This is a genomic window from Sphaerisporangium aureirubrum (genome assembly GCF_042658925.1).
GTDB lineage: Bacteria > Actinomycetota > Actinomycetes > Streptosporangiales > Streptosporangiaceae > Sphaerisporangium > Sphaerisporangium aureirubrum.
Genome location: NZ_JBHSRF010000028.1, coordinates 65,140 through 84,929, shown reverse-complemented (window position 1 = coordinate 84,929; position 19,790 = coordinate 65,140). Strand labels below are relative to the sequence as shown.

Here is a 19,790-nt window from a genome sequence, read left to right as displayed (position 1 = left end):
CGGCGGTCACATGTGCCGTTTGTAGCTGCGCACCGACAGCGGCGCGAAGATCACGATGACGGCCAGGCACGCCAGGAGCGTCCAGGCCACCTCTCCGCTGACGAGGGCGTTGTTGGCGAGGTCGCGGGCGGCCGTGACCAGGTGTGAGACCGGGTTGATCCGTACGAACGCGGCCAGCCAGTCGGGCAGGGTCTCGACGGGGACGAACGCGTTCGACAGGAACGTCAGCGGGAACAAGATCATCATGGAGATGCCCTGCACGGCCTGGGCGCTCCGGGCGATCGTGCCGACCCAGGTGAAGACCCACGCCAGCGACCAGCCCGTGACGATCGACAGCAGGATCGCGGCGAGCACGCCGCCCGCTCCGCCGCCGGGGCGGTAGCCGATCACCAGGCCCATGCCGAAGGTCAGCGTGGCCGCGATCGTGTAACGCAGCAGGTCGGCCACCATCGGGCCGGCGAGCGGCGCGATCCGGGCGATCGGCAACGACTTGAAGCGGTCGAAGACGCCCTTCTCCATGTCCTCGCGGAGCTGCGTGCCCGTGGCCATGCACGTCGTCAGCACGGTCTGGGCGAGGATGCCGGGGATCATCAGGGGCAGGTAGCTCTTCACGTCGCCGGCGATGGCGCCGCCGAAGACGAAGGCGAACATCACGGTGAACAGGAGCGGCTGGAGCGCCACGTCGAAGAACTGCTCCGGATTGCGGCGCATCTTCTTGAGCGCCCGCCACGCCATCATCAGGGTCTGGGCGAGCGTCTCCGCGAGGGAGATGCGCCGCCGGGCGGCCGCCACGCGGTCGGCGGCCCGCACCGTCTCGCGGGCGGGTGCGATCATGGTGCTCATCGGTTCTCCTTCGTGCCTTTTTCGTGGTCGCCGTCCGTTTCGTGGCCGGTGAGGGCGAGGAACACCTCGTCCAGGCTGGGCTTGGCCACGCTCACCGAGGAGATCGACACTCCGGCGGCGCGCAGCGCGATCAGTACGTCCGCGGCCAGGTCCGCCTGGTCGAGGGCGACGTTGAGGCGGCCCTGCTCCGGGCCGAGGATCGGGTCGGAGCCGAGGACGCGCCGCACGACCGCCATGGCGGCGGGTGCCTGTCCCGGGTCGGCGAGCAGCAACTGGAGGGCGGAGTTGCCGACCGCGGTCTTCAACTCGTCGGGGGTGCCCTCGGCGACCTTGCGGCCGTGGTCGATGACGGCGACGCGGTCGGCGAGCTGGTCGGCCTCGTCCAGATATTGCGTGGTCAGCAGCACCGTGCAGCCGTCGGTGACCAGACTGCGGATCGTGTCCCACATCTGGCCGCGCGTGCGCGGATCGAGACCGGTGGTCGGCTCGTCGAGGAAGATCAGCGGTGGCCTGGTGATCAGGCTGGCCGCCAGGTCGAGGCGCCGCCGCATGCCGCCGGAGAACTGCGCGATCGGTTTGCCGGCGGCTTCCTCCAGGCCGAACTGGCCGAGCAGCTCGGCGGCGATGCGCCGGGCGCGCGGCCCGGGGATGCCCTGCAGGCGGCTGAAAAGCCAGAGGTTCTCGCGGGCGGTCAGGTTCTCGTCGACCGACGCGTACTGTCCGGTGACGCCGACGAGTTGGCGGATCACGTGCGGGTTGCCGGCCACATCGACCCCGAAGATCTCGGCACGGCCCGCGTCGATCTTCAACAGGGTGGCCAGCATGCGGAGCGTGGTGGTCTTGCCGGCGCCGTTCGGGCCGAGGACGCCGAAGATCTCACCTGGGTGTACCTCCAGGTCGATCCCGTCGACGGCGCGGTGCTCGCCGAACGTCTTCACAAGCCCTTCCGCGCGTACGGCCAGATCGGTGCCTCCGTTGAGGGCCGGGCCGCCCCCGGCACGTCCGAGTTCAGTGATGCTCATGGCTTCACTCTCGGTGGTGGCGGTTTCACGGCACCCTCGGCCGGGTTTCACGGTTTTCATGAGCTCCGCGGACGCGTTCCTCCGCAGGCCGGTGGTCCCGCCGATCGTTCCAGTGTGGACAGTGGCCGGGGTCGGCCACTGTCCACGAAGGATCTAACGGGTCTGCGCGTCCACCAGGTCGGAGCTCATCGTCGGGGTGGCGGTGGCCGTCGGCTCAGGTGTGGCGGTGGGCTCAGGTGTGGCGGTGGGCTCGGACGTGGTCGTCGGCTCGGTTGTGGGTGTCGCGGTGGGCGGTGCGTCATTGCCGGGCGGGACTTCCCGCGGGGGCGGGAGGACTTCCGGGCGTTCGCTGGGGAAATCTTTGCAGGCGGGGTCGGCTTTGAGCAGGTCGCGCTGGTCCTGGATGGCCTGCTCGGTCTCCTGGCGCTCGATCTCGGCGATCCGCCACGCCTCCTCCAGCAATTCCAGTTGCCCGGCGCTGATGGACTTCCCTACCAACAGCTTGCCCTTCTCGTAGGCGTCCTTGGCCGCCGCCTCCAGCTTCTTGCGGTTCGCCAGCTGGTCGAGGAGCCGGTTCAGCTCCAGGGACATCGCCTCGCAGGACTGCTTCGGCTTGACGCCCTTGTTGAGCTGGCAACTCGCCTGGGCGTACTTCGCGTCGGTCAGTTCGATGTCCGCCTTCGCCAGGTCCGTCTCAGCCGAGCGGAAATCGTCGCGGGAACCTACGCCCCTGTTGAGGGCATCCGCGGCCCGGTCGTACCTTTTCGCGGCGTAGTCGCGCTTGATCTGGGCCTTCTTCACCCGGAGCGCGTCGAGCTTGCAGATCGTGGCGTCGATCTTGACGGCCGGGTAGGGGTCTTTCGGTGGTAAGGGGGCGGCCACGGCCACCGATGCGCCCACTACTCCCGCTGCGAGGAGTAGGGCCGCGAGCAGCGTCGCGGCCTTGACGACCAGTTTCATACGGACTCCCGTTGGGTTCGCGCGCCGGCACTCCACCGAGCGCGGTCCTTGTTCGTCCGCCGCACCGGGTCGGACTGGTGAAGTTCCGGGCTCGCCCGCCCGCCAATCTGGGCGGCAGGTCTTCCCGGCGACGCGGCCGGGAACATCACCGCAGCTCACACCGGTGGATGAGGTTGCCGACCCACGAAAAACCGGGTGACATTTCGCATCACTTGCCGGAATGTTGGGTGCGATCGATGAGTTTTGTCGGTGGTACCCGTCAGGCTGTGCATGACCGCAACTTCTTGCGAGACCCCAGGCTGGGACGCCGGCCGTGAACGCGTTAGTCCGACAACCGATCGAGGTGCCGTGTCCATCCCCCAGCTCGACTCACCCGCCAAGCCCGCGGCCGTCCCTTCAGGTCGCACCCCGCCCGTGATCCGGCTGCTGGTGCTCGCCACGTTCGTGGTCATTCTCAACGAAACGATCATGATCAACGCGATCCCACGACTGATGGTCGCGATGAACATCACCGAGCAGACCGCTCAGTGGCTCTCGACCGCGTTCATGCTGACCATGGCCGCCGTCATCCCGATCACCGGATGGCTCCTGCACCGGGTGTCCACCCGCCAGGCGTACGCCGCCGCGATGGGCCTGTTCCTGCTCGGCACGGCGCTGGCCACCGTCGCGCCGTCGTTCGAGCTGCTGCTCGGCGCCCGCATCATCCAGGCGTCCGGGACGGCCGTGATGATGCCGCTGCTGATGACCACCCTGATGCAGGTGGTGCCCGAGGGCGACCGCGGCCGGGTCATGGGCAACCTCTCCCTGGCCATCTCGGTCGCGCCCGCGATGGGCCCCGCGGTCTCCGGTGTGATCCTCCAGTTCGGGTCCTGGCGGCTGCTGTTCGCCGTGGTGCTCCCCATCGCCGGCGTGATCACATGGCGCGGCCTGAAGCAGCTGAAGAACGTCGGGGAGCCCAAGTTCAGCACCATCGACTGGCTGAGCGTGGTGACCGCCGCCACCGGTTTCGGCGTCCTGGTCTACGGGCTCAGCCGGTTCGAGGGCGGTGACGTCGGCGTCGCCGCCGGGATCGTGGCGGCCGGCCTGGTGGCCATCGTCGTCTTCGTCCTCCGCCAGGTGTCGTTGCAGAAGCGCGACGTGCCGCTGATGGACCTGCGCACCCTGCGCCACCGCACCTACACGGTCGCATTGATCATGATGTCCGTGGCCTTCATGGCCATGATCGGCTCGATGATCCTGCTCCCGCTGTATCTGCAGAACGTCCGCGGGCTCACCGCCCTGGAGACCGGGCTTCTCGTGATGCCCGGCGGTCTCGCGATGGGCCTGCTCGGCCCGACCGTCGGCCGCCTGTTCGACCGCTTCGGCGGCCGGGTCCTGGTCATCCCCGGCGCGATCGGCATGACGCTGGCGCTGGTCGGTTTCACCCAGGTCACGATGACCATGCCGTTCTGGCAGATCCTGGCCCTGCACGCGCTGCTGATGGTGAGCCTGGCCGCGACCTTCACCCCCGTGTTCACCCTCGGCCTCGGCGCGGTCCCCCCGCCGCTCTACTCCCACGCCAGCTCGATCCTGAGCACCCTGCAGCAGGTCGCCGCCGCCATCGGCACCGCACTGGTGATCACCGTGATGAGCGTGCGAGCCGACGCCGTGAGATCCACCGGAGCCTCCGACGTGGTCGCCAACCTCGACGGCATGCGCCTGGCCTTCATCGTCGGCGCGGTCCTGTCCGTGATCGTGATCATCACCGCCCTGCTCCTCCCGGCCCGGGCGGACCACGCCGTCGAGGGGTCCGGCCACTGAGACCGGCGTGACGGTGTACGGCAGGGGGGCCGGTGGCCGACATACTTCTCTTCAAAGCAAGTCAGGGAAGGGCCGTGGTGAATCGGTGCTTTCCCGTCCACCGCAGGAGAGACGACGTGTCCAAGCCCCTTCCCGATGGTCCTGTCAGCCCGGAAGAGTTGTACGACGTGCCGATCTCGGTGCGGCTGGCGCGGTGGCATGAGCTGACCGATCGGGATCTCCATGTGCAGGCGATCGCCACGCTGGAGGCCCGGGGAGAGTACGACGCCGGTCGATACGGGGAGACGTACCTTCCGCTGACGGCGGGGGAGCACGTCGAGCTGCTGGCGTTGGGGGAGTCGATCGCTCGGAGCATCCGGAATCCGGCTCATGTCGATCGCGCGCTTCAGGCGGGGGTGAGCTGGCGGGAGGTGGCCGCGGCCACCGGGCGGGATGAGCGGGAGGCGCGCGGCGACTATCAGGTGTGGGCGGACGACAGGCACGATCTTCATCGGAACTACCCCGGCGCCACCAGCGGCATGACCGACGAGCAGTACGCGGAGGCGACCGCGCGGGCCGCCGCGCCGTGAGCGGGGACCAGCGGGGCCGCGCCGTGAGCGGCGACTAGCGGGCCGTGCCGTGAGCGGGGACTAGCGGGGGGCCGCCAGCACTTCTCGGAGTACGTCCTCCAGGGTGACGCGGGCCAGCTCGCACCTCAGGGTCTCCTCGATGTCCTGGTAGATGCCGCGCATCGCGGGCTGGATGCCGTACCCCACCACGCAGTTCTGGTCGGGGGTGGCGCGGTGCATCGCGAACAGCGGGCCGGGCTCCACTACCTCGTACACGTCCAGCAGGGTTATCGACTTCAGCTCGCGGGTCATCGACCAGCCCGCGCCCACGCCGCGCCGGGACTCGACGAAGCCCGCCTTGCGTAGTTCGCCGAGCAGCCGTCTGATCACCACGGGGTTGGTGTTCGCGCTGGTCGCGATCTTGTCGGAGGTGGCGACCTCGTGGCCCTCGCGCTGGTAGAGGGTGATCCAGACCAGCGCGTGGGCGGCGATGGTCAATCTGCTGTTGGCGCTCATGGGCCCGCTCCTCCCGATCGCAACGCTCCATGTTACGACCCCACAGTCGTAACAACAAATGTTGCGATCAGTTGTTGTAACCATTAGCGTTGCGACAGGTAAGGGGAAAGATCGCTCAACGAGGTGAGAAGAATGAACAAGCCGCTCACGGGCAAGGTCGCGCTGGTCACCGGGGGGTCCCGGGGACTGGGGGCCGCGACCGTACGACTGCTGGCCGAGCAGGGGGCCGACGTCGCGTTCACCTATGTCAGCTCCGAGCAGCAGGCGGAGGCCGTCGTCGACGAGGTGCGCGGCAAGGGGACGAAGGTCGCCGCCTTCAGGTCCGACCAGGCGGACCCGAGCCGCGCGCCGGGGCTGATCGACGACGTGGTCGCGTACTTCGGGGGCCTGGACATCCTCGTCAACAACGCGGCGATCTCGGTGGAGCAGGGGCGCACGGTGGACGACCCGGACGCCGACACCGCCGCGCTGGACCGGATGCACGCCACCAACTACTCCGGCGTGATCGCCGTCATCCGGGCCGCCTCCCGGGTGCTGCGCGAGGGCGGGCGCGTCATCACGGTGAGTTCCGGGCTGGGCACCCGGGTCGGCGTCCCGGGCCTCGCCGACTACTCGGCGACCAAGGCGGGGGTGGAGAGGTACACCATGGGCGTCGCGCGGGACCTCGGACGCCGGGGCATCACGGCCAACGTCGTGGAGGCGGGGCTGATGGAGAGCGGAATGGAACCGCCGGACCCCGAGACCCTCAAGGCCCTTCTCGGCTCGCTGTCCCTCCAGCGCATGGGCCACCCCAGCGAGATCGCCGCCGCGATCGCCTTCCTGGCGAGCCCCGCCGCGTCGTACGTCACGGGCGCGGTGCTGGACGCCCACGGCGGCTACAACGCCTGAACCCCGCCGCGCGAGCGCGGCGTGCGGGCCCGCCACGGCCGGCGGGCCCGTAACTCTTTGGCATATGCCGATTGGCGGGCGCGTTTTCTGGTACTTGGTGCGCACCACCCCCTGTACGAGGAGACGCCATGGGCCGGTCGGACAACCCTCTCTTACCAGGGCGTGCGCCCGGCCTGACGCGTCGGTCGTTCCTCGTCGGAGCCGGTCTGACCTTCGCCGTTCCTTCGAGGCGGACCGCCGCGGCGGGCGCCGGTCTGGCGGACGGGGACCGGGTGCCCGCACTGATCATCGGCAGCGGGTACGGCGGTGCGGTCGCCGCGCTGCGGCTCAGCCGCGCCGGGGTCGACACGCATGTCGTCGAGATGGGCATGGCCTGGGACACCCCCGGGATCGACGGCAATGTCTTCTGCAACATGCTGCTGCCGGACGAGCGGTCCTACTGGCTCAGGAACCGGACCCAGCAGCCGTTCGGCTACCTGCTCAACCTCCCGGTCGACCGGCCGATCCCCCGGCACACCGGGGTCCTGGACTCGGAGAACTTCGCGGGCGTCCGGGTCTACCAGGGGCGCGGCGTCGGCGGCGGGTCGCTCGTCAACGGCGGCATGGCCATCGTCCCCAGGCGGTCGTACTTCGAGGAGATCCTGCCCTTCGTCGACGCGGGCGAGATGTACTCCACGTACTACCCCCGGGCCAACGCGGGGCTGGGTGTCGGGAACGTCGACCCGGCCTGGCTGGAGCACGCCGAGTGCTACCGGTACGCGCGGACCAGCCGTGACGCCGCGCTGCGCTCCGGCTTCACCACCACGGCGGTGCCGAACGTCTACGACTTCGACTACATGAAGAAGGAGCAGGCCGGCCAGGTGCCGCCCTCCGCGCTGGCGAGCGAGGTCATCTACGGCAACAACCACGGGAAGAAGTCACTGGCCAGGACCTACCTTCCGGCGGCCGTCGCGACGGGGCGGCTCACGATCACCACGCTGCACAAGGTCACCGCGGTCTCTCCGGCGCCCGGGGGCGGCTACCGGGTCGAGATGGAGCAGCTCGGTACGTCCGGCGCCGTGGTCGCCACCAAACGGGTGATCGCGGACCGGGTGTTCTTCGCCGCGGGAAGCGTCGGCACGAGCAAGCTGCTCGTCGCGATGAAGGCCCGGGGCCTGCTGCCCGACCTGCCCGACGCCGTAGGGGAGGGCTGGGGCAACAACGGCAACGTGATGGTCGCCAGGGCGGACAACCTGTGGGCGCCCAAGGGGCCGGTGCAGTCGACGATCCCGGTCATCGCCATCGACAACTGGGATTCGAGCACGCCGTGCTTCGCGGAGATCGCGCCGTTCCCCGTCGGGGTGGAGACGTGGATCGGCCTCTACCTGGCGATCACGAAGAACCCCAACCGGGGGCGGTTCGAGTTCGACTCGGGGACGGGAACGGTGGGCCTGGACTGGCGGACCGCGCAGAACCAGCCTTCCGTCGACGCGGCGAGGTCGGTGTTCGACGTGATCAACCAGCGGGAGCACACGACCTACCGCTCGGACCTGTTCGGGGTGGGCAAGGTCTGGGGCGACGACCTGACCTACCATCCCCTCGGCGGGTGCGTGCTCGGCCAGGCGACGGACGGCTACGGCCGCCTGCCCGGCCATCCGGGCCTCTACGTGATGGACGGCTCGCTGATCCCCGGCGGCCTCGGCGTCAACCCGTTCGTCACGATCACGGCGCTGGCGGAGCGCAACATCGAGAAGATCATCGCAACCGATCTCGCCTGACGCAGGTCGTCACATACGTGCTAAATGCCGTTTGCGCCCTAGTTCGGCGGGTTACATTCGGGGCGACGAGGTGTGGCGGGCACGCCGGTCGGGATCGTTCGTGCCGGAGAAGGGCATGCTCATGGGCGGGGACCTGGCGGCGCTGGTGGGAGAGGTGTCGCCGTACGTGACGGCGGCGGTGAGCGCGTACGGGGGAGCGGTGCTGGCCCGGGCGCAGGACGACGCGGCAGAGGTCACGGTGGGGTGGGGGCGGAGAATTCTCCAACGGATCTTCGGGGCCGACCCGGCACCCGGAGAGACCCCCGAGGCGGTGCGGGACCTGGCCGCCGATCCCGGCAACCCCGATCTTCAGGCGGTGTTGCGGGTGCGGATCCTCAAGGCCCTGGACGCCGACGCGGAGCTCGCGGCCGAGGTCCGCCGGATGCTCGCCGAGGCGGCCGCTTCTGCGGCGCGGGTGAGCGTGACCGCGTCCGGGGAGCGGGCGGTCGCCGCGCACACCATCTCCGGGGCGGTGTCCACCGGGGACGACTCCACCATCCACCGCTGAGAGCCGGCGATGGCGGACGACCCCTCGGGTGACCGCGCGGAGGTACACGCCTCGGCGGAGCGCGCGGTGGCCGCGGCGCGGATATCCGGTGTCGTGACCACCGGTGACCACTCTCCGGTGGACAACCGGACCGTCTCGGTCGCGGCGGGCACGCCGCGTGCTCCGGGAGAGGTCGAGTTGCCCGCCGCCCTCAACAATCTGCCGGATGCCCCCGGGGCGGTGTTCGTCGGGCGGGCGCCGGCGCTGGCCCAGCTGGGTGCCGAGCTGTCCGGGGACGAGGCGCGGGTGGTCATCAGCCAGGTCATCCACGGGCTGGGCGGCGTGGGCAAGACCGAGCTGGCGCGCCAGTACGCCACCCGTAACCGGGGGCGTTACCGGTTGATCTGGTGGATCACCGCCGAGACTCCCGAGCAGATCCAGGCGGGCCTGGCCAAACTGGCCGAGCGTCTCCATCCGCCGGTGCGGCTGGTGCTGACCGCGGAGCAGTCCGCGGACTGGGCTCGGGCGTGGCTCCAGGCTCACGACGACTGGCTGCTGGTGCTCGACAACGTGGAGCAGCCCGCGCACGTCCGGAGCCTGCTCGGCCAGCTGTACGACGGCCACATACTGATCACCACGCGGCGCAGGGTGAGCTGGCCCGGCCGCGTGCGCCCGATCGGTCTCGACGTGCTGGACCCGGACGCGGCCGTCGCGCTCATCACGGCGGCCGGCGACCGCGACCGGCAGGACGAGAGGTCCGACGTCGCCTCGATCGCCGAGGAACTGGGATATCTGCCGCTGGCGCTGGAGCAGGCCGGTGCCTATCTCCGCGAATCGAAGATCAGCCCGAGTGAATATCTCGGTCTGCTCAGACGGCATCCCGCGCACATGTACGACGCCTCCGCGGAGGGAGGTGACGCCGAGCGGACGATAGCCCGGCTGTGGCGCGCCCATATCGGCGCCGTTCTCCTGGGCAGCACCCAGGCGGTTTCCCTGCTGTGGGTTCTGTCCTGCTACGACCCCGACGACATCCCCCGCAGCATCCTGAGCGTGGGGACGGACGACGTGAACACCGTCGACGCGCTGCGCCTGCTCTCCTCCTACAGCATGATCACGCTGGGCGAGGAGACCGTCAGCATGCACCGGCTCGTCCAGGCCGCCGTACGCGAACACATGTCCGGTGTCACGTCTCCCGAGGAGCATCCCGCTCCGGCGGCGGCCCTGGCCGCACTGATCTCCGCATGGCTGACCGCGCCGCTTGACGCCCTGCACGAGACGACGCCGATACGCCGGACATTGGCCGCACATCTGGATGCCCTCATCAGCCGTTGGCCGAACAGAAATGAATGTCCCGGATATGACCTGGTCGTTCACTATGCTGCTCGCCACGAGAGCGACCAGGGCAACTATCACCGCGCACACCGGCTGATAACCCATGCCGTGTCGATTCGCACCGCCACACTCGGAGCCGAGGACGTTCACACCCTGGGCAGCCGGTGCGAGCGGGCGAAGATCGCCCAGAACCTGGGGCTGGCGCGGGAGGCCGAGGCCGAGCAGCGGGAGGTCCTGCACGCGTGTCGCCGGCTGCTGGGCGAGGAGCACCCGGACACGCTGATCGTCCGGGGGAGCCTGGCGCTCGTGTTGCGGGATCTCGGGCGGCTGGAGGAGTCCGAGGCCGAGCATCGCGCTGTTCTGCGGGTGCGCCACCGGCTGCTGGGTGAGGAGCACCCGGCCACGTTGATCAGCCGGAACAACCTGGCGCTCGTGTTGCAGGATCTGGGCAGGCCGTCCGAGGCCGAGCGCGAGCTCGGGGTGGTCCTCGCGGCCCAGCGCCGGGTGCTGGGTGAGGAGCATCGGGACACGCTGACCAGCCGCGGCGCCCTCGCGCTCGTGTTCAGGGATCTCGGGCGGCCGGCGGAGGCCGAGGCCGAACTCCGGGCGGTCCTGGAAGCCCAGTGCCGGACTCTGGGCGAGGAGCATCCCTCCACGTTGATCAGCCGGGGCAACCTGGCGAGCGTGCTGGGGAGCCTCGGGCGGCCGGCGGAGGCCGAGGCCGGGCACCGCGCGGTGTCCGGGGTGCTCCGCCGGGTGCTCGGTGCGGAGCACCCGCACACGCTGACCTGCCGGGCCAACCTCGCGAACGCGTTGCGGGCCCTCGGGCGGCCGGTGGAGGCCGAGGCCGAGCTCCGGGCGGTCCTGGAGGTCGAGCTACGGACGCTGGGCGAGGAGCACCGTTCCACGCTGATCTGCCGCGGCAATCTGGCGAGCGTGCTGGAGGATCAGGGGCGGCTGGCGGAGGCGGAGGCCGAGAACCGCGCGGTGCTCGAAGGGTTCCGGCGGACGCTGGGCGAGGAGCATCCGCACACGTTGACCTGCCGGAACAACCTGGCGGGCGTGTTGCGGGCCCTGGGGCGGGCGGAGGAAGGCGAAGAGCTGTGACACGACGTACGGCCCACGCCTGAGTGGCGTGGGCCGTACGGGGGTTCAGCGGTTTAGAAGACGCAGTCGCGGATGGTGTTGCCGTTGTTGTCTCTGGCCTCGTCGTTGCCCCAGCGGGTCAGGTAGTAGGCGGAGACGTACTGGTTCTGCCAGGGGTTGCCGGTGTCCAGGTCCGTCTGGAGCCACCACTTGTTGTGGGCGCTGCCGACCGAGACGACCGGTCCCTCGACCTTGCAGTAGACGTAGTTGGTGCCGGCGAGGAGCGTGCCGGTCCTGGTGCCGCCGGGGGTCGAGCGGCCGGGGGCGTCGGCGAACGTGTCCACCCAGTACTTGTACCGCTCGGGAGGAGTGCCGCCACAGGTGTTGTTGCTGGTCACGTTGCGGAAGGTCTGGCTGTTGGCGGTGCCGTACGAGGCGCCGTTGTACATCTGGACGACCCGCTCGGAGCCGGCCACGCCCCACGTCGCGCTTCCGTTGCCGTTGGCGTCGAAGGCCTGCTCGACGTGCACGTGGGGGACGCCGTTGGAGGTCTCACCGGTGTGCCCGACCCGGCCGATCATCTGGCCCATCGTGACGTTGGCGCCGACCTGGACCGACCGGACCTGCAGGTGGATGTAGGTGGTGAACCAGCCGCCGCCGTGGTCGATCTGGATGAGGTTCCCGGCATTGGCGTGGAGGAAGGACTGGTTCACCCGCCCGGCCGCCGGGGCGACCAGGGTCGCGCCTTCGGTGCCGGCCTGGTTCGGCTCCTTGGTCATGTCCAGCGCGGGGGCGTGCCCCCAGGAGTCGAGCCGCCATTGCTGCCCGCAGGGGAAGGGGAGTTGGAACGCCGGACGCGCCGCCGCCGCCGACTTGCTCAGGGACGAGGTCGCCGCGGCCGACGCCGGTGTGGCGCCGGCGAACGGCGCCGCCGCCATGACCACGGCCAGGGCGATGAGAAGTGGACGCTTCAGTAAAGATGCAGCCGACATCAAGGACCCTTTTCATTGTGGGGTATCGGCCAGGCGCCCCCGTTGAGCCCGGCCGGACGTCCGGAAATGTGGTCCGGGAACGTGGGTCCCAATGAAGCACGACGCCGCGTGGCAGGTCATGCGTGTGGCCTTCTGAATTGTTCAGAACGGCGCTTCGGCAGGTGACCGCGTTCGTTCAGAACCGATTGACCGGCCTGTCAGGTCCCGGCATTATGGCCGGTGCGATTTCCGACCCGGCTCGGGCGGGCCGGGGGCACCATCTTGGGAGGATCTCGTCCCATGGTCGTCAGCGACGATCCGAAGTCCGCGCCTGCCCCCGAGACGGCGGCGAGCTGGCCGGAGTTCACCGAACGGCTGCGGGAGCTCCACACCTGGTGCGGCAAGCCCAAGTACGCCACGTTGTCCAAGGCGTCCGGGCTGGCTCCGTCGGCGATCTCCAATCTGATCGGCAGGAACCCGCTCAGCCGCCCGCCCGAGGCCGCGACGCTCCGGCTCGTCGAGGCCTGCCTGATCTACCAGGGGGCCACCGCGAAGGCCGTCCAGGAGCAGTCACGCCGCTGGCAGTCCGCGTTGAGGACCCTGGCCGCGGCCGACGGCGGCACGGCCGCGGGGGCCGAGGACGGGCCGGTTCCGGTGGCCGAGGACGGCGGCGGCGCGGTTCTCGTGCCCGGTGAGCCGGGCAGGCGGTCCTGGCTCTTCGTCGTCGCCACGGTGGTCGTCGTCACCGGGATCGGGGCCGCGGCCTGGGCGATGTCGCGGTCGACCCTGGCGCCCGACCCGGGCGCGCGGCCCACGATCGGCTCCCCGAGCGCCGCGGCGAGCTGCCTGCGCAAGGACACCTCGATCAAGGACGAACGCACCGGGCAGACCTGGCGAGGCCTGTTCGAGTGCGAGAACATCCCCGGGTCGGAGGTCTTCGAATGGGCCCGGAGCGGGGAGGTCGTGGGCCGCCTCGAATCCAATCCGAGCTGGTTCGTCTGCTGGATGCGCGGCGAGCGGCACAGCGGCGGCAACGACATCTGGTACTACACGCAGGGGGACTACTCGGCGGGCAAGAAACACCTGGAGGCGTGGGGTTTCGTCCCCGCCGACAAGGTGCGGACCATCAGCGACCCCGACCCGGCCGTCACCCGCCGCTGCGAGTTCGGCTGAACGACCCGGCCGTCTAGTCCAGCCAGATCACGATCCCGGTCACGCCGTGGAGCACGGCCGCGACACCGGCCCTAACGGCGCGGCCGGCGCGCTCGGGGGTGAAGGTGGCGGGATCGTACTCCGAGGACATGCCGAGGCCCTCGCCGCGGAACGACGCGCCGGTCCAGTCGGCGGCGGTGACGTTGCCCGTGGGCTCGGCCAGCTCGGCGCCGACCACCAGGAACTGCTGGTCGAGGTGGTTGGCGGTGACCAGGGCCAGGGGGTCGACCAGGGCGTTGCCGGCGCTGACGATGAGGTCGGGCGCCAGGCCGATCGCCTCGCTGATGCGCGCGATGAACTGGTCCGGCCTGGTGGCCTTGACGGTCTTGAGGCTGACGTCCTGCTCCTCGGCCCACGTCGTCACGGCGTTCACCAGTGTCCTGGTCTGGGGGTCGTCCCCGGTGGTGAGCAGCACCACGCGGTAGCCCTCCGACGGGCGGACGCCGTCCCAGGAGCGGGGGCGCGGCGTGATCGTCGCCTCCGGCGAGGGCGGTGTGGAGGGGTCGACGAACCCCGGGCCGAGGGTGCCGACGGCGGTCGGCTCGGCGTGCGGCGCGGACCAGTCGTCGGCGGAGCCGCATCCGCCGGCCAGTACGGCGATCGCGACCGCCGCGGCCAGCGTGCCGGCGGGCAGAAGCCGAGAGCGCATGGAGATCCGTCCTCCGGGGTGGCGTGAAGTGCGCCTACTTCCTACCTCATCGCCGGGCGGTTTCGGGATAAATGGGGTTTTTGCCGGGTTTGGTTCGCCGGTGGTTCGCGCGGGAGCCGCCGTTCGTTCATCTCGGCCGAGCAGATTGCGTTAGCCCCGTACGAAGAGGAGTCCCATGTCCCGCGCCGCTCGACATCGCGCCGGTGCCCTGGCCGCCGCGGTGGCCGTGGTCGCGGCCGTCCTGCTCAGTGCCGTGCCCGCTCTCGCCCACGGGTTCACCTCGACCGTGTACGCCGACCTCGCCTCGCCCGAGGCGGGGCACGTCCGCGCCGAGCTCGGGCTGGAGTACGACCTGCTCGTCGTCTCCGCCGCCGACTCCGAGAAGGACGACCCGCTCTTCCGGGCGGGCACCGCGGCGTTCGAGGCCGGCGACACGGCCGCGCAGGCCGCCGCGCTCGACGCGCACGCCGCCTCGGTGGTCGCGTACGTGACCGCACGCTTCGGCGTCACGGCCGGGGGCAAGGCGTGCGCCCCGGTCCGGGACGGCGGCTTCGCCATCGAGATACGCGAGGACGTCCCGTACGCGCTGCTGGCCCTCGACTACCGCTGCCCGGAGTCCGCCGAGGCGCACGAGCTGCGCAGCGGGCTGTTCCCGGACTCCGAGGGTTACGTGCGCGACAGCAAGACGGTGGTCACCTACGACCTGGACCTGACGTCCGGGAGCGCCGCCCTCGACGCGCGGCATCCGTCGTTCTCCACGCGGCAGTCCTGGGCCGAGCGGTTCTGGGAGTTCTTCCGGCTCGGCGCCGAGCACCTGCTCACCGGGCTGGACCACATCCTGTTCCTGCTGGCGCTCATCGCGGGGTCGCGCCGCCTGCGCGAGATCGTGCTGGCGGCGACGACGTTCACGCTGGCCCACTCGGTGACCTTCATTTTCGCCGCACTCGGCCTCGTGCGGGTGCCCGCGTCGTTCGTGGAGCCGGTCATCGCCCTCTCGATCGCGGTCGTGGCGGGCTGGCATCTGTGGCGGGTCTGGCGGCGCCGGTCGCACGCCACGGATCTGGAGGACGCCGGTCACGGTCGCCTCGGCCTGGACTCCGCGGGCTGGACGCGGCTCGCGGTGGTCTTCTGCTTCGGCCTCGTGCACGGGCTCGGCTTCGCCGCGGCCCTCGGCATCGACCAGCCCCTGTCGTGGACGCTGCTGTGGTCGTTGCTCGTCTTCAACGTGGGCATCGAGGCCGTCCAGCTGGCGATCATCATCGTCGTCTTCCCGCTGCTCGCGCTGCTGCGCCACCGCCGGCCGGTGGCGGGGTTGTGGACGACCGGGGCGATCGCGGCGGGTGTGTCCGTGATGGGCCTGGTGTGGTTCGTGCAGCGGGTTCTCGGGATCTGAGACCGCGCCACAACTTCCGGCAAGCGCCACGATGCGCCTGCCTCAGGTTCACCTTGAGGACACCAACGGTCGAAACCGTGACAAAGCTCGTCTAATCCCTCAAATGGACGGAAACATCAATGAAGTTCGACAACCGGACACAGAGCCCCGGGCTCGTTCGGCGTCGGGTGGCGATGGGCGCCACCGCGGCGGTCATCGGTATGACCGCGGTGCTCGGCGGCGGCCTGACGGCGGCTGTGCACGCCGACAACGCCGCGACGGTCAGCGGCATCGTCCTCGGCGTGGGCGCGACCGAGTCGCAGCGCGTCGTGTCCTGGTACGCCTCGGCCGGCACCGCGCAGGTGGTGGAGGTCGTGCCGACCTCCAAGCTCGTCAAGGGCCAGTTCCCCAAGCACACCACCACCTTCCCGGCCACGGTCGCCGCGAACACCGTCAACGGCGGTTACAACGGCCACGTCACCATCGACGGCCTGAAGAAGAACACCGCGTACTCCTACCGCGTCGGTGGCGCGGGCGCCTGGTCCCCGACGTACTCCTTCCGGACCCGGGACTTCAAGGGCGACTTCGACTTCCTGTTCTTCGGCGACCCGCAGATCGGCTCGTCCGGCGACGTGGCCAAGGACGGCGCCGGGTGGGCGGACACCGTCAACGTCGCCCTCACCGCCAACCCCAAGGCCGAACTGCTGGTCTCCGGCGGCGACCAGGTCGAGACCGCCAACACCGAGACGCAGTGGAACGCGTTCCTCGCGCCCGACAAGCTGCGCCAGTACCCGTGGGCCGCGACCATCGGCAACCACGACGTGGGCGGCAAGGCGTACGAGCAGCACTTCTGGACCCCGAACACCGACCGTTCCGCGCCGTTCTACAACGGCGACGCGGCGACCCGGTCCGGCGGTGACTACTGGTACGTCTACAAGGACGTGCTGTTCATCGACATCAACAGCAACGCGTACGCCACCGGCGCCGACGCCGCGCACATCGGCTACATCACCAACGTCGTCAAGGCGCACGGCCGCGACGCCAAGTACACGGTGCTCGTGTACCACCACTCGATCTACTCGCCGGCCAGCCACGCCAACGACGGCGACAACCAGCTGCGCCGTCAGGACTTCCCGACCGCGTTCTCGAACCTCGGCGTCGACCTGGTCCTGCAGGGTCACGACCACAGCTACTCGCGCAGCTACGTGATCAAGAACGGCCAGAAGGCGAACAAGGCCGAGCGTCCCGGTGCCGCCGAGGTGGCGGCGGGTCCCGGCGGCGTCATCTACGTGACGGCGAACTCCGCGTCGGGTTCGAAGTACTACGACATCACCGCGCCGGACGTCACCAAGGACCCGAACTACGGTCCCGACCCGCTGAACCCCAAGAGCCACTGGGCCAACTCGGTCGAGAACCAGGAGCACGTCCGCACCTACGTGAAGGTCCAGGTGCGCGGCGACAAGCTCGTCGTCGAGAACCTCCGCAGCGGCACCTGCGCCGCCCCCAACGCCGCGGTGGAGCTCGGCCAGGAGTCCTGGTGCGGCCCGGACAGCGGCGCCAGTGCCGCCAAGCCGGTCGGCTCCACCGTCGACAAGGTGGTGGTCCGCCCCTACGACGACCACGGCCACGACGACCACGGTCACGGTGACCACGACGACCACGACCACGGTCACGACGACGACCATGGTCACGGTCACGACGACCACGGCGGCAAGGGCCACGACGACAAGGTCGCCACGCCCGCGTCCTGGCTCCAGTAGACGCCTGAGGCCGATGCCGGGACCCTCGCGCACCGCGCCGAGGTGATCCGGCCGGCTCTCACCTGGTGGGGCGGGCACCGTCGCGTGCCCACCCCACCTCTTCCGTCCCGCTCCGAGACCGCTCCGAGGATCCACCAGATGCACCCGCCCAGATCACGTACGACCACACCGGCCGAAGCCCTCACCCGGGCCGCCGTCGTGGCGCTGCTGGCCGCGCTCGGCTTCCTCGGCACGGGAGCCGGACCCGCCGCGGCGGACGGCGACGTCTCCTGGACGATCGGCACGGCCTCCAACGACTTCGGCTCCGGCCGCCAGAACTACAGCTACACCCTCGACCCCGGCGGGCAGCTCAAGGACGCTCTCGTGGTCGTAAACAACGGCACCACGCCGCTCACCCTGGCGGTGTACGCCGCCGACGGTTTCACCGCCGAGGGCGGCACGCTCGACCTGGTCGCCAGGGACGCGAAGTCGACGAGGGTGGGTGCCTGGGTCCGCACGGACCGCCCCGACGTGACCGTCCCGCCCGGGGAGTCGGCCGAGGTCCCGTTCACGCTCACCCTCCCCGCCGGCGCGGCTCCCGGCGAGTACATGGGCGGCATCGTCACCTCGCCGAAGCAGGCCGGCGAGCCCGGCGAGCGACGTCAGGGCATCCGCATCCGCCTGCGCGTAGGCGGAGAGCTCAAGCCGGGCCTCGCGGTGGAGAACCTGCGCGTGGACTACAAAGGCACCCCCAACCCGCTCGGAAAGGGCGCCGCAACCGTCTCGTACACGATCCGCAACACCGGCAACGCCATCCTCACCGCCCGCCAGGAGGCGTCCGTCTCCGGCCCCTTCGGGCACCTGGGCGTCCACGCGGGGCCGATCGGCGACTCACCCCGGCTGCTCCCGGGTGACACCTGGAAGGTCTCCGTGCCGCTGCGCGGAGTGGCCCCCGCGCTGAGACTCACGGGCACGGTGACCCTCGTCCCGCTGCTCACCGACGCCTCGAACTCGGTCGCCCCGCTCGCCGCCGTCGAGACCACGGCGCAGGCCTGGACCATCCCGTGGGCACTGCTGCTCTGCGTCGTCGTCCTCTGCGGCCTCGTGGGCCTTGCCTTCCGGCGCCGCCGTCGCCGGAGTGATCTCGGCTAGTCGTCCGCGGGGAGGCGGTAGACGGAGACGTGGGACCGGGAGCCGGCGGTGAAGGGGGCGGTGGTCCAGTCGGCGGTTCGGGATTCGAGGGTGAAGCCGGCCAGCTGGGCCATCAGGTCCAGTTCGGAGGGCCAGATGTAGCGGTGGGGGGTGCGGTAGAGCGTGGCCTGCCGGGTCTCGTCGAACCTGAAGTGGTGCGAGACGACGTGCTGGGTGAGGACGTCGTAGGTGTCCAGGGCGATGTAGCCGGGGGTGGAGTGCCAGACGACGGCCTCCTGGGCGGGGGGGAGTTTGCGGAGCTCGGGGACCCAGAGCTCGATCACGAAGCGGCCGCCGGGGGTGAGGTGGCGGGCGGCGTTGCGGAAGCAGGCGACCTGTTCGGCCTGGGTGAGCAGGTTGGAGATCGTGTTGTAGACCAGGTAGACCAACGTGTACTCGCCGGGGGCGACGGCGGTGGCCATGTCGCCGATGATCACGGGGATCGTTTCCTCGCCGGCCTTGGCGCGGAGACGGCCGATCATCGGGAGGGACAGTTCTATGCCGGTGACGGGGACTCCGCGCTCGGCGAGAGGGACGGCCACGCGGCCGGTTCCGATGGCGAACTCCAGGGCTCGTCCGCCGCCCGCGAGTTCGGCCAGGCGGTCCACGGTGGGGTCCAGGACCTCGGGGGCGAACATGCCGGTGCCCGGGGTGTCGTAGCGCCGCGCGGCGTCGGCGTCCCAGATCTCCTCCTGTCGCATGCCTTCAACGATCACCAATGGGTACGCGGGATGTCCAACGATTTTGCGGCGACCGGTGGGCTTGCCCCGGCGGTGGCCGCTGGTCTGAACTTGCTGTGACAGTCGTACGACCTGGGAAGGCTATGGCCGCGGAGCGTGTCGATGTCGTCGAGCAGGGGCCGGGCGGGTCCCGCTGGGTGAGGATGGTGGTGCTGGCCGTTCTCGTGGTCGTGCCGATCATCGGAATTCTCGTCAACCGGAGCGAGGACCGTCCCAGCCCGATCTCCACTCCGGCACCGGTGCGCAATGTGGTCGGTATCACACCCAACGCCGTCTATCCGGAGGCGGACGGAACGGGTGACACCAGGACACTGCGGGTCACCTTCCCCGACGGGGGACCCACCCCCGAGGGATTCCTCACGCTGTCGGCTGGCGGGCCCGTACGGCTCGCGCGGCCCGGGGAGGTCCGTGACGGCGTGCTCGTCGGGCCGCAGCTGTGGCTCGGCGGCCTGAGCCGTCGCATGCTGGTGCTGGCCCCGGTCCCCGGCTGCGCACGCGAGGTGTCCGTGGTCCTGGACGCGCGGCACGCGATCTCCGGGAGCACCTGCCGCGACGGCTTCCATCTGGCCGTCTCCGGCGACGAGGGCTTCGTGCGGAGCGTGATCGAGGACGTCCGGGTACGTCCTCTCTGAGCCTCC

18 protein-coding genes are annotated in these 19,790 nt (G+C 70.2%); 11 read left to right on the top strand and 7 right to left on the bottom strand.

The genetic code is table 11. The annotated features are described in order from the left end of the window. Window positions 1-6: 6 nt before the first annotated feature. From ACFP1K_RS20025 to ACFP1K_RS20015, 3 genes are all read right to left on the bottom strand, one after another. The gene (locus ACFP1K_RS20025; RefSeq protein WP_380755448.1) at window positions 7-843 is read right to left on the bottom strand and encodes an ABC transporter permease; all 837 of its coding nucleotides are present in this window, start codon (window positions 841-843) and stop codon (window positions 7-9) included. Continuing rightward, a complete protein-coding gene (locus ACFP1K_RS20020; RefSeq protein ID WP_380755446.1) occupies window positions 840-1,865 on the bottom strand; it encodes an ATP-binding cassette domain-containing protein in 1,026 nt (341 codons plus the stop codon). The genes ACFP1K_RS20025 and ACFP1K_RS20020 overlap by 4 nt, the downstream gene beginning before the upstream one ends. Before the next feature lie 153 nt (window positions 1,866-2,018). Continuing rightward, on the bottom strand, window positions 2,019-2,825 hold the full coding sequence (locus tag ACFP1K_RS20015; protein WP_380755445.1) for a hypothetical protein: 807 nt from the start codon (window positions 2,823-2,825) through the stop codon (window positions 2,019-2,021). Window positions 2,826-3,173: 348 nt separating this feature from the next. Between ACFP1K_RS20015 and ACFP1K_RS20010 the strand changes: the two genes are divergently transcribed. Then, window positions 3,174-4,625, top strand: a complete 1,452-nt coding sequence (locus ACFP1K_RS20010; RefSeq protein WP_380755443.1) for an MDR family MFS transporter — start codon at window positions 3,174-3,176, stop codon at window positions 4,623-4,625. A gap of 116 nt (window positions 4,626-4,741) precedes the next feature. Further along, window positions 4,742-5,194, top strand: coding sequence for a hypothetical protein (locus tag ACFP1K_RS20005; RefSeq protein ID WP_380755441.1), 453 nt, complete (start codon window positions 4,742-4,744; stop codon window positions 5,192-5,194). A gap of 60 nt (window positions 5,195-5,254) precedes the next feature. On the opposite strand, the gene ACFP1K_RS20000 is transcribed toward ACFP1K_RS20005, so the two are convergent. After that, window positions 5,255-5,689: an Rrf2 family transcriptional regulator gene (locus ACFP1K_RS20000; protein ID WP_380755439.1), complete on the bottom strand. Its 435-nt coding sequence runs from the start codon at window positions 5,687-5,689 to the stop codon at window positions 5,255-5,257. Between the two features lie 132 nt (window positions 5,690-5,821). Between ACFP1K_RS20000 and ACFP1K_RS19995 the strand changes: the two genes are divergently transcribed. From ACFP1K_RS19995 to fxsT, 4 genes are all read left to right on the top strand, one after another. Beyond that, window positions 5,822-6,577, top strand: coding sequence for an SDR family NAD(P)-dependent oxidoreductase (locus tag ACFP1K_RS19995; RefSeq protein WP_380755437.1), 756 nt, complete (start codon window positions 5,822-5,824; stop codon window positions 6,575-6,577). A 272-nt stretch (window positions 6,578-6,849) separates the two neighbouring features. After that, window positions 6,850-8,334: a GMC oxidoreductase gene (locus ACFP1K_RS19990; RefSeq protein ID WP_380755435.1), complete on the top strand. Its 1,485-nt coding sequence runs from the start codon at window positions 6,850-6,852 to the stop codon at window positions 8,332-8,334. Window positions 8,335-8,434: 100 nt separating this feature from the next. Then, entirely contained in the window at window positions 8,435-8,881 is a 447-nt protein-coding gene (locus ACFP1K_RS19985; protein WP_380755433.1) for a hypothetical protein, read from the top strand. A 9-nt stretch (window positions 8,882-8,890) separates the two neighbouring features. Further along, window positions 8,891-11,299 carry an FxSxx-COOH system tetratricopeptide repeat protein gene (fxsT, locus tag ACFP1K_RS19980; protein ID WP_380755431.1) on the top strand — a complete coding sequence of 803 codons (2,409 nt, stop codon included), beginning with the start codon at window positions 8,891-8,893 and terminating at the stop codon, window positions 11,297-11,299. A 53-nt stretch (window positions 11,300-11,352) separates the two neighbouring features. Here the strand turns inward: fxsT and ACFP1K_RS19975 are convergent, their stop codons facing one another. Further along, window positions 11,353-12,270 (bottom strand): M23 family metallopeptidase, encoded by a 918-nt coding sequence (locus ACFP1K_RS19975; RefSeq protein WP_380755429.1) that lies wholly within the window; start codon window positions 12,268-12,270, stop codon window positions 11,353-11,355. 279 nt (window positions 12,271-12,549) lie between these two features. Between ACFP1K_RS19975 and ACFP1K_RS19970 the strand changes: the two genes are divergently transcribed. After that, a complete protein-coding gene (locus tag ACFP1K_RS19970; RefSeq protein ID WP_380755427.1) occupies window positions 12,550-13,422 on the top strand; it encodes a hypothetical protein in 873 nt (290 codons plus the stop codon). 13 nt (window positions 13,423-13,435) lie between these two features. Here the strand turns inward: ACFP1K_RS19970 and ACFP1K_RS19965 are convergent, their stop codons facing one another. Next, window positions 13,436-14,110 carry a hypothetical protein gene (locus ACFP1K_RS19965; RefSeq protein ID WP_380755425.1) on the bottom strand — a complete coding sequence of 225 codons (675 nt, stop codon included), beginning with the start codon at window positions 14,108-14,110 and terminating at the stop codon, window positions 13,436-13,438. Window positions 14,111-14,285: 175 nt separating this feature from the next. On the opposite strand from ACFP1K_RS19965, the gene ACFP1K_RS19960 reads away from it, so the two are divergent. The 3 genes from ACFP1K_RS19960 (at window position 14,286) to ACFP1K_RS19950 (ending at window position 18,373) form a co-directional block, all read left to right on the top strand. Beyond that, on the top strand, window positions 14,286-15,503 hold the full coding sequence (locus tag ACFP1K_RS19960) for a HupE/UreJ family protein (protein ID WP_380755423.1): 1,218 nt from the start codon (window positions 14,286-14,288) through the stop codon (window positions 15,501-15,503). 119 nt (window positions 15,504-15,622) lie between these two features. Further along, the gene (locus ACFP1K_RS19955; protein ID WP_380755421.1) at window positions 15,623-17,242 is read left to right on the top strand and encodes a fibronectin type III domain-containing protein; all 1,620 of its coding nucleotides are present in this window, start codon (window positions 15,623-15,625) and stop codon (window positions 17,240-17,242) included. Window positions 17,243-17,380: 138 nt separating this feature from the next. Next, window positions 17,381-18,373 (top strand): WxL protein peptidoglycan domain-containing protein, encoded by a 993-nt coding sequence (locus ACFP1K_RS19950; protein WP_380755419.1) that lies wholly within the window; start codon window positions 17,381-17,383, stop codon window positions 18,371-18,373. Here the strand turns inward: ACFP1K_RS19950 and ACFP1K_RS19945 are convergent. After that, complete coding sequence (locus ACFP1K_RS19945; protein ID WP_380755417.1) at window positions 18,370-19,113, bottom strand: class I SAM-dependent methyltransferase; 744 nt, start codon at window positions 19,111-19,113, stop codon at window positions 18,370-18,372. The genes ACFP1K_RS19950 and ACFP1K_RS19945 overlap by 4 nt on opposite strands. Window positions 19,114-19,235: 122 nt before the next feature. On the opposite strand from ACFP1K_RS19945, the gene ACFP1K_RS19940 reads away from it, so the two are divergent. Then, entirely contained in the window at window positions 19,236-19,784 is a 549-nt protein-coding gene (locus ACFP1K_RS19940; RefSeq protein ID WP_380755415.1) for a hypothetical protein, read from the top strand. Window positions 19,785-19,790: the final 6 nt, after the last annotated feature.